Annotated in this window: 14 protein-coding genes; 9 read left to right on the top strand and 5 right to left on the bottom strand. The window is 29.1% G+C overall.

Features of this window, described 5'->3' with window-relative positions:
- Positions 1-139 precede the first annotated feature (139 nt).
- The 5 genes from ACIJYC_RS04290 to ACIJYC_RS04270 all read left to right on the top strand — a co-directional run bounded on the left by ACIJYC_RS04290 (position 140) and on the right by ACIJYC_RS04270 (position 6,257).
- Positions 140-1,486, top strand: a complete 1,347-nt coding sequence (locus ACIJYC_RS04290; RefSeq protein WP_435164748.1) for an aspartate aminotransferase family protein — start codon at positions 140-142, stop codon at positions 1,484-1,486.
- 35 nt (positions 1,487-1,521) lie between these two features.
- Positions 1,522-2,640 (top strand): alanine dehydrogenase, encoded by a 1,119-nt coding sequence (gene ald, locus ACIJYC_RS04285; protein ID WP_435164745.1) that lies wholly within the window; start codon positions 1,522-1,524, stop codon positions 2,638-2,640.
- A 185-nt stretch (positions 2,641-2,825) separates the two neighbouring features.
- Positions 2,826-3,521: a transaldolase family protein gene (locus tag ACIJYC_RS04280; RefSeq protein ID WP_435164743.1), complete on the top strand. Its 696-nt coding sequence runs from the start codon at positions 2,826-2,828 to the stop codon at positions 3,519-3,521.
- Between the two features lie 29 nt (positions 3,522-3,550).
- Positions 3,551-5,995, top strand: a complete 2,445-nt coding sequence (locus tag ACIJYC_RS04275; protein WP_435164740.1) for a GcvT family protein — start codon at positions 3,551-3,553, stop codon at positions 5,993-5,995.
- 52 nt (positions 5,996-6,047) lie between these two features.
- Complete coding sequence (locus ACIJYC_RS04270; RefSeq protein WP_435164737.1) at positions 6,048-6,257, top strand: hypothetical protein; 210 nt, start codon at positions 6,048-6,050, stop codon at positions 6,255-6,257.
- Positions 6,258-6,548: 291 nt separating this feature from the next.
- Here the strand turns inward: ACIJYC_RS04270 and ACIJYC_RS04265 are convergent, their stop codons facing one another.
- The 5 genes from ACIJYC_RS04265 to ACIJYC_RS04245 all read right to left on the bottom strand — a co-directional run bounded on the left by ACIJYC_RS04265 (position 6,549) and on the right by ACIJYC_RS04245 (position 10,409).
- Positions 6,549-7,556: a restriction endonuclease PLD domain-containing protein gene (locus ACIJYC_RS04265; RefSeq protein ID WP_435164734.1), complete on the bottom strand. Its 1,008-nt coding sequence runs from the start codon at positions 7,554-7,556 to the stop codon at positions 6,549-6,551.
- A 5-nt stretch (positions 7,557-7,561) separates the two neighbouring features.
- The gene (locus ACIJYC_RS04260; protein ID WP_435164732.1) at positions 7,562-8,635 is read right to left on the bottom strand and encodes a DNA cytosine methyltransferase; all 1,074 of its coding nucleotides are present in this window, start codon (positions 8,633-8,635) and stop codon (positions 7,562-7,564) included.
- 71 nt (positions 8,636-8,706) lie between these two features.
- On the bottom strand, positions 8,707-9,057 hold the full coding sequence (locus ACIJYC_RS04255; RefSeq protein ID WP_435164729.1) for a hypothetical protein: 351 nt from the start codon (positions 9,055-9,057) through the stop codon (positions 8,707-8,709).
- Positions 9,044-9,379, bottom strand: coding sequence for a hypothetical protein (locus tag ACIJYC_RS04250; protein ID WP_435164726.1), 336 nt, complete (start codon positions 9,377-9,379; stop codon positions 9,044-9,046). Before ACIJYC_RS04250 ends, ACIJYC_RS04255 begins: the two co-directional genes overlap by 14 nt.
- Positions 9,380-9,845: 466 nt before the next feature.
- The gene (locus tag ACIJYC_RS04245; protein ID WP_435164723.1) at positions 9,846-10,409 is read right to left on the bottom strand and encodes a hypothetical protein; all 564 of its coding nucleotides are present in this window, start codon (positions 10,407-10,409) and stop codon (positions 9,846-9,848) included.
- Positions 10,410-10,832: 423 nt separating this feature from the next.
- Between ACIJYC_RS04245 and ACIJYC_RS04240 the strand changes: the two genes are divergently transcribed.
- The 4 genes from ACIJYC_RS04240 to ACIJYC_RS04225 are packed head-to-tail and all read left to right on the top strand — an operon-like array spanning position 10,833 to position 12,938.
- The gene (locus ACIJYC_RS04240; protein ID WP_435164720.1) at positions 10,833-11,234 is read left to right on the top strand and encodes a hypothetical protein; all 402 of its coding nucleotides are present in this window, start codon (positions 10,833-10,835) and stop codon (positions 11,232-11,234) included.
- A 4-nt stretch (positions 11,235-11,238) separates the two neighbouring features.
- Positions 11,239-11,775 carry a hypothetical protein gene (locus ACIJYC_RS04235; protein WP_435164717.1) on the top strand — a complete coding sequence of 179 codons (537 nt, stop codon included), beginning with the start codon at positions 11,239-11,241 and terminating at the stop codon, positions 11,773-11,775.
- 46 nt (positions 11,776-11,821) lie between these two features.
- Positions 11,822-12,406: a hypothetical protein gene (locus tag ACIJYC_RS04230; protein WP_435164715.1), complete on the top strand. Its 585-nt coding sequence runs from the start codon at positions 11,822-11,824 to the stop codon at positions 12,404-12,406.
- Position 12,407: 1 nt separating this feature from the next.
- Complete coding sequence (locus ACIJYC_RS04225) at positions 12,408-12,938, top strand: hypothetical protein (RefSeq protein ID WP_435164712.1); 531 nt, start codon at positions 12,408-12,410, stop codon at positions 12,936-12,938.
- The last annotated feature ends 4 nt before the right edge of the window (positions 12,939-12,942 follow it).

Genomic DNA, 12,942 nt, shown 5'->3' with positions numbered 1-12,942 from the left:
AGCTATGTAAAACAAAAAAAGATACTAAAGTTACAATCTGTAGTTGTGTCAATATTATTCTTTTAAAGTATTTATTTTAGTCTAAAGAGGCCATAGATTTAAAAAATACAAAATTAATTATATAAAGAGAGAAACTTTTATGAGCTCAGAAAACAGAACTTCAGTTCCAAATTCATTAAATGAACACTGGATGCCTTTTACATCTAATAAAGATTTTAAAGCAAACCCAAGATTAATTACTGAAGCAAAAGGAGTTTATCTTAAAACTCACCATGGAAAAACTCAAATTGATGCAAGCTCAGGATTATTTTGTAATCCTTTAGGCCATGGAAGAAAAGAAATTACAGAAGCTGTAACAAAACAATTAGACACTTTAGATTATGCTCAACCTTTTCAACAAGGTTTTGGTGGATCGTTTGAATTAGCATCAAGAATAGCAAAACATACTCCAGGTGATTTAAACAAAATGTTTTTTACAATTTGTGGATCTACTGCAGTAGAGACGGCAATTAAAATTGCAGTTGCATATCATAGAGCAAAAGGGGATGCACAAAGATTTAGATTTGTTGGACGTGAAAGAGGCTATCATGGAATGAACATTGGTTGTGTTTCAGTTGGTGGAATGGTTAATAATGTAAAAACATTTGCAAGTATTTTAATGCCAGGTGTTCAACACATTAGACACACTCATTTACCAGAACATAAATTTGTAAGCGGTCAACCAGAGACAGGTGATTATCTAGCAAATGATCTTGAAACTATTTGTGCAAACTTTGGTGGCGAAAATATTGCTGCTTGTATCGTTGAACCTATTGCAGGATCTACTGGAACTCTAGTTCCGCCAAAAGGATATTTACAAAAACTAAGAGAAATTTGTGACAAGCATGGAATACTTTTAATTTTTGATGAAGTCATTACTGGTTGGGGTAGAACTGGATCTAAATTTGGTGCAGATGAGTTTGGTGTAACACCAGATATTATGACAATGGCTAAAGCTACAACTAATGGTGTTGTACCTATGGGTGTTGTTGCATGTAATGATTATATTTATGATGCAGTAATGGACTCTTCACCAACAGGTGCTGTAGAACTATTTCATGGATATACTTATTCAGGAATTCCTGTTGCGGTAGCTGCAGCATTAGCTGTTCAAGATATTTTTGAAAAAGATGATATTTTTAATAGGGCTAAAAATCTGGCACCTTATTTTCAAAAAGGTTTATTCTCTCTTCAAGACTTAGAGTCTGTAGATAATATCAGAGGCTATGGAATGATGGGTGGAATTGATATGAAATTAAATACTAAACCAGGCAAAGCAGGTTATGAATGTTTTAAAGCTTGTTACGAAGCTGGAGTAAACTTTAAAGCAACTGGTGACTGTTTAATTATTGCTCCACAATTTATTTGTGAGGAAAAACATATTGATGAAATTATTGATAAACTGAGAACAGGTATCACTAACTATCAAAAAAACCAAAAAAACTAATTAGTTTTTAAACAATTAACAAAGAGAGAAGTGTTATGAAGATAGGCGTACCTAAAGAAATCAAGCCACAAGAAAATAGAATAGGCCTTACCCCAGAGAGTGTTAAAACTTTAGTTTCAGAGGGTCATGAAGTTATCGTTGAAAACAATGGTGGTTTTGAAGCAGGTTTTGAAAATGAACAATACACAAATGCAGGTGCTAAAATTGCAAATACTGCTGCTGATATTTTTAATGATACAGAAATTATAGTTAAAGTTAAAGAACCACAAAAAGTTGAAGTGGATATGATTAGAGAAAATCAAATCGTATACACATATCTTCATCTGGCTGCTGCTAAACAATTAACTGAAGGTTTAATCAAATCTAAAAGTATAAATATAGCTTATGAAACAGTAACAGATGATAATGGAAGATTGCCTTTACTCGCACCAATGAGTGCTGTTGCAGGTAGAATGTCTGTTCAAGCCGGAGCACATTGCTTAGAAAAAAATCAAAAAGGAAGAGGACTTTTATTAGGTGGTGCACCAGGAGTGGCTGGTGGTAAAGTTGTTATTTTAGGTGGTGGAGTTGTAGGCGAAAATGCAGCAGTCATAGCAACCGGTATGCAAGCAGAAGTTCATATCGTTGATAAGTCTGAAGCAAGATTAAAACAACTTGTTGAAATGTTTGGTGATAAAATCATTCCTGAACAGAGTGATAAAATTGATTTAAATAAATTAGTTTCTGAAGCAGATCTATTAGTTGGTGGAGTTTTAATTCCTGGAGCAGAAGCTCCAAAATTGGTTACCAAAGAAATGATTAAGTTGATGAAACGTGGATCAGTAATTGTAGATGTTGCAATTGATCAAGGTGGGTGTGTAGAAACAAGCAAACCTACAACTCATGGCGATCCAACTTATATTGTTGATGATGTAGTTCACTATTGTGTTGCAAACATGCCAGGTGGTGTTCCAAGAACTTCAACAATAGCATTGAACAATGCAACTTTACCTTTCTTAGTCAAACTTGCTAACAAAGGTTATCAAAAAGCTTTAGGGGAAGATAAAAACTTTTTAGCTGGATTAAATGTTCACAAAGGTCTTGTAACCTATAAGGCTGTAGCTGATGTTTTTGGACACGAATATGTCCCCCCAGAAATAGCTGTAAAAAATTAATTTACTTTTTAACTTTTGATTTATAGTTAACTAATGGATTACCAATATAACTTGTTCTAAATGCAATAAGAATGTTAGTTATGTTAATAATTTATTGTAATATATTGTATTGAAGATTTTTCAAAAAATAAATATATAATTAATTAATTCAAAATTTACTATATGAATTATAGATAAATATAAAAATGACTAAAATATATTGTGATATCGCTGATTTAAACCTTATTAAAAAATTTAATAAAAAAAAGATTGTCAAAGGATTTACTACTAACCCAAGCTTAATGAAAAAAGCTGGTGCAAAAGATTACAAATCTTATTCAAAACAAATTTTGAAAATTTGTCCTAACAAACCAGTGTCCCTTGAGGTTTTTGCTGATGACTATCAAAATATGAAAGAACAAGCTTTAAAAATTAATACTTGGGGAAAAAATGTTTATGTAAAAATTCCTATTACAAATTCAAAGGGTATTTTTATGGGTAAAATTATTAAAGAATTAAATAGTTTGAATATTAAATTAAATATCACAGCAATATATAGCTCAAAACAAACTAAGAGAATCTTAAAATTATTAAATAAGAAAACAAAAGTAATTATTTCAATTTTTGCTGGTAGAGCTGGAGATACTGGAAAGGACCCAGTTCCAGAGTTTAAAGAAAGCATTAAACTAGCTAAAAAATTTAAGAATATTGAGATTTTATGGGCCAGTGTGAGAGAACCTTACAATTATACCCAAGCAAAACAACTTAGTTGTGATATAATTACAATTCCACCTTCAACAATTGAAAAAATTGAAAAGTTTGGAAAATCTTTTGATCAATTGACTATAGAAACTGTTAAAGCTTTTTATAAAGATGCTAAGTCAGCAAACTTTAAAATCTAAATTTGTTAAAAAAATTATTAATTATTTAAATGAGCAAACTACTGCCCAATAGTTCTAAAGTTGTAGTTATTGGAGGAGGGGTTGCAGGATGCTCAGTTGCATATCATTTAGCAAAATTTGGATGGAAAGATACAATTCTTCTTGAAAGAGATCAACTAACATCAGGTACTACTTGGCATGCCGCAGGTTTGGTTGGACAATTAGGTGCTACAGCAACAATAACAAAACTAAGAAAATATTCACTTAATCTTTATAAAGAACTAGAAGAAAAAACTGAACTATCAACAGGGCTTAAACAAAATGGAGCAATAACTGTTGCAAGTTCAAAAGAAAGACTTCAAGAATTATTAAGACAAGCAACCTCTGCTCAACTTTTTGATGTAAATGTTGAAGTTTTAGATAAACAAAAAGTTAGAGATTTATATCCTGTAATTAATGATCAAGATATTTTGGGCGGTGTTTATATGCCTGAAGATGGTCAGGCAGATCCGGTAGGAGTTACAAATGTGTTGGCTAAGGCTGCAAAAATGGAAGGGGCCAAAATATTTGAAAAATCACCAGTGACTAAAATATTAGTAAAAAACAATAGAATTACTGGTGTTGAAACTAAAGAGGGTAAAATAGATTGTGAGTATGTAGTGCTTGCAACTGGAATGTGGTCTAGACAAATTGGAGAGGATATTGGTGTAAGCGTTCCTTTATATCCAAATGAGCATTTTTATATAATAACTGAACCAATGAAAGATTTACCAAAAGATCTACCAGTTCTTAGAGATTATAATGATTGTCTTTATTTAAAAGAAGATGCAGGAAAAATGCTCGTCGGTATTTTTGAGCCAGGCGCAAAGAATGCATTTAAAGAAAAGGGAATAGTCCCTAATGATTTTTCTTTTGGAGAGTTTCCAGATGATTTTGATCATTTTGAACCCTATTTAGAAAAATCTTTTAAAAGATTACCAATGTTAGAAACAGCTGGTGTTAGAAAATTTTTTTCAGGACCAGAGTCATTTACACCCGATACTCAATATTTATTAGGGGAAACAGCAGAAGTTAACAATCTTTATACGTGTTGTGGTTTTAATAGTATTGGTATTGCAAGTTCTGGTGGAGCGGGGCGAGTTACAGCAGAATGGATGATTAATGGTTATATGAATGAAGATTTGTATTCATTAGATATTAAAAGATTTCAAAAATTTCACTCTTCTAAAAAATTTATAATGAATAGAGTTACAGAATCTTTGGGAGATTTGTATGATATGCATTGGCCATATAAACAACACAAGACCTCAAGAGATCAAAGATTACTCCCATACCATGAAGAGTTAAAAAAAATGGGTGCATGTTTTGGTCAATCAGGTGAGTATGAAAGACCAATGTGGTATGCATTAGATAATACTAAACCAGAATACAAATATAGTTTTAATTATCAAAATTGGTATCCATCAGTTGAGCATGAATGTAAAAATACAATAGAAAATGTAGGATTGTATGAGCTTTCACCTTTCTCAAAATATGAAATTAAAGGTGAAAAGGCATATGAAGAATTACAAAGATTATGTACTGCAAATATTAAAAATGAAATTGGAAAATGTACTTATACTCATATGCTTAATGAAGGAGCTGGAATTGAAGCAGATCTAACAGTTGTTTGTCTTGCAAAAAATCATTTTAGAATAATAAGTTCAGCAGCTGTTAGAACTCATGATAAGGCTTATATACTTAAACATTTATCAAAAGATTTTGAATTTAAAGATGTAACAGATGAACTAGTATGTTTGGGAATTTTTGGACCAAAAAGTAGAAATTTGTTATCAAAAATTAACGATGAAGATCTAACAAATAAAAATTTTAAATTTGGGACAAGTAAAAATATTAAATTAAACTCAATAAATGTTTGGGCTCAAAGATTGTCTTATGTTGGTGAGCTTGGTTATGAGCTTTATATTCAAAAAGAAAAAGCTAAAGAAATATATGATTTAATTGTTAATACTGGAAAAGACTTTGGGCTTACTCATTGTGGAGCTCATACGATGGATACAATGAGAATGGAAAGTGGTTTTTTACATTGGGGACATGATATTTCACCAGAGGAAAATCAATATCAAGCAGGTTTAAGTTTTACAATTAGTTATAAAAAACCATTTGATTTTATAGGAAAAGAAAAATTACTTAAAATTAGAGATAAAAAATTAGAGCGTAGATTTATTATGTTAGTTTTAAAAGATAGCACACCTGGAAAACCACTTTTACTTCAAGAAGAACCAATTTATTTAGATGACAAAATTGTTGGAAAAACGACATCTGGAAACTACTCCTTTAATTATAATAAAAATTTATCATTCGGTTATATAAATTCTGAACTTTCTAACGAACAATTAGTTGATAAAAATCTTTATATTGAAATTGAAAAGGAAAAATATCCAGCTGAATTACTTTTAAAGCCTTTAAAGTCACATAATTTTAAGAAAATATAATTATTTTTTTAATTAGTTTGAAGTTATAAATAATTACTGTTTAAATAGCTTTGTGAAAAAAAACGATCAAGAAATAACTTTATTAAATTCAGATAATGTCTCAAATAAAGATATAGAAAAAAACAATTATAAAACAACTAACGTAAACATTTTACTTAATAGGGTTCGATTAGATAAAAAAAGAACTTTTAAAAAAAGATTTATTTTTTCAATTTTTTTAGTAACTGTAATAAGTTCTTTAATTGTTTATTTTGTTATTTAGTTAAAATCTTACCTAAAAAGTTTATTGAAACAATAAAGATTTATATTATAAGTCTTCTAGAAATATTGGCGGGGTAGCTCAGTTGGTTAGAGCGCAGGACTCATAAGCCTGAGGTCAGTGGTTCACCCTTGAAAATTCTTAATAAACTCATCATTTATCATTACCTGTAAGTTTATAAATGCCTAATACTTAAACACTATTGTGACAGAGTTGTGACAGATATTTTTGATTGGGATTTCTATAAAGATAAATTTGAACTTATTAGATAGTTTGTTTTGAAAAATATTTAAATTAAAATTCTAGATAATACTTTTTATCTTTTATTTTTTTTAGAGAAATAAAATCTCTTCCATAATTTCTTAATGTATCTAATGTAATCCTTTGATATCTTTCAAGGTATCCCTCTCTTTCAAGTTTTCCCTTTATAAGCTCTCCTAAAATTTCTCTATTATCTTTAGTGGTAATCGCTTTGTAATTAGCAGAAGCAGTAATCATTTTTAATTCATAAAACTTATCTTCGTCTTTTACATATGCTGTAAACTCACCTTTGGGATAATCTTTAACTCTATCTTTAGCTTCAGTTGTTATTTCAACCTCATACCATGGTCTAGGTGCATATTTACCAGTTATTCTATTCTTTCTACCTTTCTCAAAATAAAGATTAAGAGATGAACGCGGCTGTTCATCAACTCTTAATTTGATGTCTATATTAGTCGTTATTTCAGTTTTAGGAAAAAGCTCTTCTCTTATCTCGTAATTTTTTAGTTTGTCTTTTGTTTTCTTTTTTCTTCTATTCTTAACAAAAAGTTCAACCTCATTTAAAGGAGCTGTAAATTCATTTCCAAAGTAAAGATGATTAAGGAATTTATTAATTTCTTTTTTTGATTTTTGCTCATCTATAACTGAGGTGCATTCTATATTTCCAAAAAACCCACTGTCTGAAAAATTTGATGAACCTACATAAATTTTTTCATCATCATTTTTTTTAAACTTATAAATTTTTCCATGAAACTGTCTTAATGAAATAAAAACTCCACTATTTTCATTAATTTTTTTGAGTTCTTCATTCAAATTTTCTAATGCCTTTTTTTGAGATTTGCTGACACCTTCATGATAAATCATACCAACAAGCAATCGACAGTATCCTTTTTTAGAAATATTTAATAAATTACTTTTAAATTTCTCAATGGCCGAAACACCAAAATAACCACTGGCAATTTCTAATCCTTCGTATTTATTAACATCACTAATGAATTGTTTCCCAAAGGGACCACCAAAATCTTTGTGATTAGTGAACATGAGGACTATATCTTAATATTAGGTTCCACAGATTGATAGTTATTTTTTTCAAAACAATTCAATATTGCCTCAAATATAATTCTAGCACCATCAACAGGGACAGCCATACCTATTTGTTTTCTTTGGCTTTCTTTATTTCCTTTAAAAATAAAATCATCAGGAAAAGTTTGCAGTCTTGCTCTTTCTCTATTTGTTAAAGCTCTATGTTCTGACCAATGATACATATGTGTTCCACCACCACCACTCCCAGTAACAGTATAAGCTGGCTTATCTGGATGGAGTCTTTTATAAATTTGACTTATCTTTGCACCTTTAACATTTAGAGCTAAAGATTTTGGAAGTTTTGCAGTGAAAGCACTTTGTCCAGGTTTAATATGCTTTAATCTTTCAATTACTTGTTGTGAATTTTTTGTAAAAATATGATTAGGGTCATTAGCTTTAAATGGTTTTGTTAATACTTCCTTTACGGTTACTGTTTTTTTTGAAGGTTTAGGAACTTTAAAATAGAAATCATTTCCAAATTTTTTATTAAATCCTATGATGATTATTCTATGACGTGCTTGGGGAATACCATATTCTTCAAATTTATATTTATGAACTGTTAAATTATACCCATCACCTGAGTTACCTAATTCAGAAAGTATTTTTTTAAAAGCCACTCCGTCATTAGCACTAGACATACCTGAAACATTTTCAGCCAAAAACCAATCAGGTTTATATCTGTTCATTAATTCCACACCATAGGAATAAAGAGGGCCAAACTTGCCCTTAAACCCTTTATGCTCACCAACGTTGCTAAAATCATTACATGGAAAGCCATAAGCAAAGGCATTAAATTTTGGAAGTTTAATTTTTTTATTATCAATTAATGAGAAGAATTTTTCTACAGGAGTGCAGTAGATATTCTTATCTGAAATATTAAAACTATAAGTATCACAAGAATCTTGGTCATAATCAGAGGCCCAAGAATGCTCTAATGATATATCTTTATTCTTAAATTTATTATTAGCTAGTTTAGCACCCAAACCTAAACCACCAGGGCCACTGAAAAACTCTCCTAATTTAAATACTTTCTTCATTGATTCTATCTATATCACAAAAGTAAAATTAATCTCGAAGGTTTAAGTTGGCTATTGAAGATGATTAACACTTAATAAGTGCTTGTGTTGATAACTCCACCTTTTTGAAACCATTTATGAAAGTAAATTTTTTCTTTTCTGAGTGATTTAGCGAATTCTTTAAATTCAAACTTTAAATTATCTACAATATTTTTGAATAGTAATGCTTTTATAGAATCATAATTAACCTTAGCTCTCTCTTGAGATTTAAATATTTCAACTGTTAGACTGGAGTCAAGTTTTTCTTCAGAGTAGTATTTTTCAATATAAACATATGATTTATCAGTAACAACCAACATGCAGATTATCTTCTCATCATGCTTTAATATTTTTAAATCTGTGCATTGTTCTATAAATGAATTAGCAACACTAAATGAGCTCATCCCAAAGTCCTTCCTCATATTTGATTTGATTTTTATTTAATAATTGAATTAAACAATCTTTTTTTGATTGATTTTCTTTTGGTTCTATATTTTTTAAGAAAAATAATATTTGTTCAAAAGTAATTTCTTTTAAGTCTTCTTTTTTGATGTTTATGTAGTCATCAAATTCTTCAAACAAATTGCTAGTTTTAGGGCGTGTTATGTCGGAGAATTTCATCATATCTCCATAATCAGTTAGTGCTGAATAGTAATTTGCAATTGGATTTTCTTTTTTACCAAATACTTCATATTTCCAACCTTTCGGCAGATTAGTTTTGTCCATAAATGTAAGAGAGTTTTTTATTTTTTGAGAAGGTTAACAATATTATATTTAGGTATGTATATAATAATTTCAAGTACTAGATTAATTATTTAATTATCAATTTTTTTGTGAATAAAATTGATTGTTCTATAAGTGTTTGGTTAATGTTCTCTTGGTAGTATTAAACTCTATCTATATAATATCTTACAAGGTCTTAAGAGAGGACATCTCTTAAATATCAACTAAAGAATCTTTAACACAGTAATATTGTTAATAACTTATTCCCATTTAAAATATCTTTTACATATTGTTAAATAAGTTACTTAAAAGATATCATCTTCATAAGGGATATATGGATACCTATGTCTAAAGTAGACCCTCACTCAACAACACTAAAAGCATTGATAACAAATAATAAACAACACAATTAACACCATCATTATTGTTTCTAAAAAGGAAGATAATTTATTGTTGTCAAAAGTAGTGTTTATGAATCAACATTATCTATTTGTTTACATTTCTTATGAGCTTCTAAAACAGAAGGTACAAGTTTATCCAATTTCCAACTATTAATTTGAATATCAAAATATTTAGATGCTTTAAAATCTAACCCATCAACAATCTGAATTTCATATTTTTGAAACTCATCATAAAATTCTTTAAGAAAATAAATATATTCCTTAATAGGATATGAGCCTAAGCTAAGATGAACTCTATAACCCATTAAAAAAGGAGCTATATCTTGAACTGATGCTGTTATATCGGCACCATTTATCTTAATTGGAATATTCTTATTTAATAATTGCTTAATGTCTCCTGGTTTTTCGTAAGTATAAACAGTAAATGTATTGTAAACTTTTTCACAATTATCCTGTTTTCTAATCCAAAAATTTAAATTATCACCATGGGTAACCTCACCACTAACCCTGGCATAAGATAATGTTTCATGTTTATCTATAGTCCATTCCTCATCATCCGCTTGAGCTTGGTAAGCAATAACTAATAAAAATAAAAATAAATGTAAGGAAATAAAGATTGCAAACCGCTTCAAGATTTAAACTCCACCTTGAAACCATTGTTCTTTAACAGTGATGTTATCTTATCTAATAATAGACTGTGATGAGTATTGGGGCTTACTTTAAATTTAAAAGTTTGTTTATAAACTGGTGTGGAATTACCATATGAGATGAAAGTTGATACGTGACAGTACTTATGAATGTCGTTTATTTCCATTAATTAGAGCTCCTTATTGGTTGTATTTTTGAAAGTAAGTAACTTGTAGTTACTGATAGTGGTTCCAATCCTTTTCCGAGGGAGCTGTCCACGTGATAACAAGGAAGATAATGAAAAGAAACGTAAACAGGATGAAAAAAGATTGGAAATCCAATGCATGATTCATATTTATTAAGACTGTTTGTTTTTAATCAGCCAAAAAATTGTTTTGAAAAAGGCAAAAAAAATATAGGATTTAATAATGAAAAGACTTTTAGTGATTGTGACTCTAGGTATGTTGTTGAGTGGAAATAGTTTTGCACTCCCTAAATGCCAAGGTGACAATGTATTTGATTGGACTGACTGTATTGGTGCCTACATTATTGTTGATGGAGATTATAAGGCAATAGAATTTAATCCTGGAGATAAAAAAAAATTATTAAATCCTAGCTTTGAAGAAATACAGAATTTTAATTTTGGAACAAAATATATTGGTGAAATGAAAAACGGTTATGCAGATGGAGAAGGAGTTATGCTATTAAAAACTGGTAGCGATAAAATCTTTTCATATGACATCTATAGTGGATACTTTAAAAAAGACCGATTTAATTTTGATAAAAAGGGGTCAAGATTAAGAGGTAAACATACTATTGAAAAATATTAATAATATGAAAAAACTTTTGTTAATTACAGTTTTGTTTCTAACATTTTCAAGCCCATCTCACTCTCAAAGTTTTGAATGGATTAAAAATCAAAAAGAATATTCAGATGCTAATGGATTATTTTGGGATAAAGAAAAAAGATTTTTAAAACTAATTAAGGATAATATTTATGCAGATAAAACCTATCCTTCATTTACAGGAACGGCAGGAACATTATTCATAACAATTGAAAGATTATTGGGTGGCCCACCAACAGGAATTAAATATTATGATAATAGAAGATATGTAACTACAAGTGCATGTGAGGCACATGCTTGTCCTGAAAAAGCATTTGTATTTATTGATACAAAAGAAAAATTTGTAATAGGACTTATTAGAAAATGGGACGGTGAATACTATATTATATCAAAAACTCACAAAATATTTAATGATTTACCTGATATGTTTGCTCAAGCTGTTAATGATTGGGAGAGTGAAGTTGATGTTAAGCCAACTGAAATTTTTTTTATAGGAGCTAATGCGGAATTAATTAAGATTAAATGAAAAAACTTTTAAGATTAATCTTTTAAATTATAGATAGTTAAATATTATGGAAATGACTCTTAAAGAATATCTAATTAAATTTTTTGGTGCCAAGGAGTCTTTTTTTGAAAATGGAATAAAAAGTAAAGTTGATTTTAAAGGAAGAAACTTAGGTTTCGTTTCCTCTAGTTTACTTTCAAAAATAAGTATCAGTAAATCCTTTATTCCTCTCGATAAAGTTTTTCCATCTAAAAAAAAAATTTATCTTAGTTATAAATCAAACCCAAATCATTGTAGGCTGTGTGGATTTACGTCACCAAATGGAACTTTTAAAGAAGCAGTTATAAAATTTGATAAATACCAACTTGATTTAAAGCATGATGAAACTCCCGAAGATGATTTTGATGAAGATAAGTTATTGAAAAAGAATAAACTTACACCTGGTTTTGCAAATGACGTAACTTTAAATGATATATTTTCTGGTTGGCACGAAGCTTATTTTCATCATGATTATGAGTACTCAGATTTTGAAATAATGGGAAGCCACAATTTAAGTAATAAAAATCATTTTCTATTAAAAAAAGGAAAAAGAATATTTTATATTAATACCGATTCTTTGGAATACGTAGATTTCATAGGAATAAAAATTTAATATGAAAAAATTATTATTAGTCTTGTTCTTAAATATCTTCCTTTGTTTTTCAGCATTTGCCGAAGTTAAAAACTTTAATTGCTTGTTAAATTTAGTTTATGTTAATGAGTCTGGTAAAATAGTGTCATACTTAGTTGAAAACACTAGGGGCAGCTTGATATTTGAGAAGGCTAAAATTGGAGAACTTGACCAATGGAATTCTAATGTTTATGGAAAAGCTACATTTGTATTTGGTGGTGAGAAAGAAGAATTTACACTTAATAATTATACACCAATTAATGGAAGGCCAGCTTTTAATGGTTATTTTTATAACAGAATAGACAAAGAATATATTAATGAAGACTTTAATAAAGATTTAAAACTCAAAAATAAAAAAGGGAGATTGGTTAAATTAAAATTTATTAAATTCTTACCTATTAATGAAAATAAAAAGTCTTACCATCTAACGATTACAAGAACATTTGGATTACACACGTTAGAGTCTCATAGAAATGATGCTACAATTGAAATAGATAATTTCATATGTAACTAGTTTA

It is taken from the genome of Candidatus Pelagibacter bacterium nBUS_28 (assembly GCF_051200915.1).
Classification (GTDB): Bacteria; Pseudomonadota; Alphaproteobacteria; order Pelagibacterales; family Pelagibacteraceae; genus Pelagibacter.
Note: the sequence above shows the minus strand (reverse complement) of the source record. Positions and strands in the feature narration are given on the sequence as shown.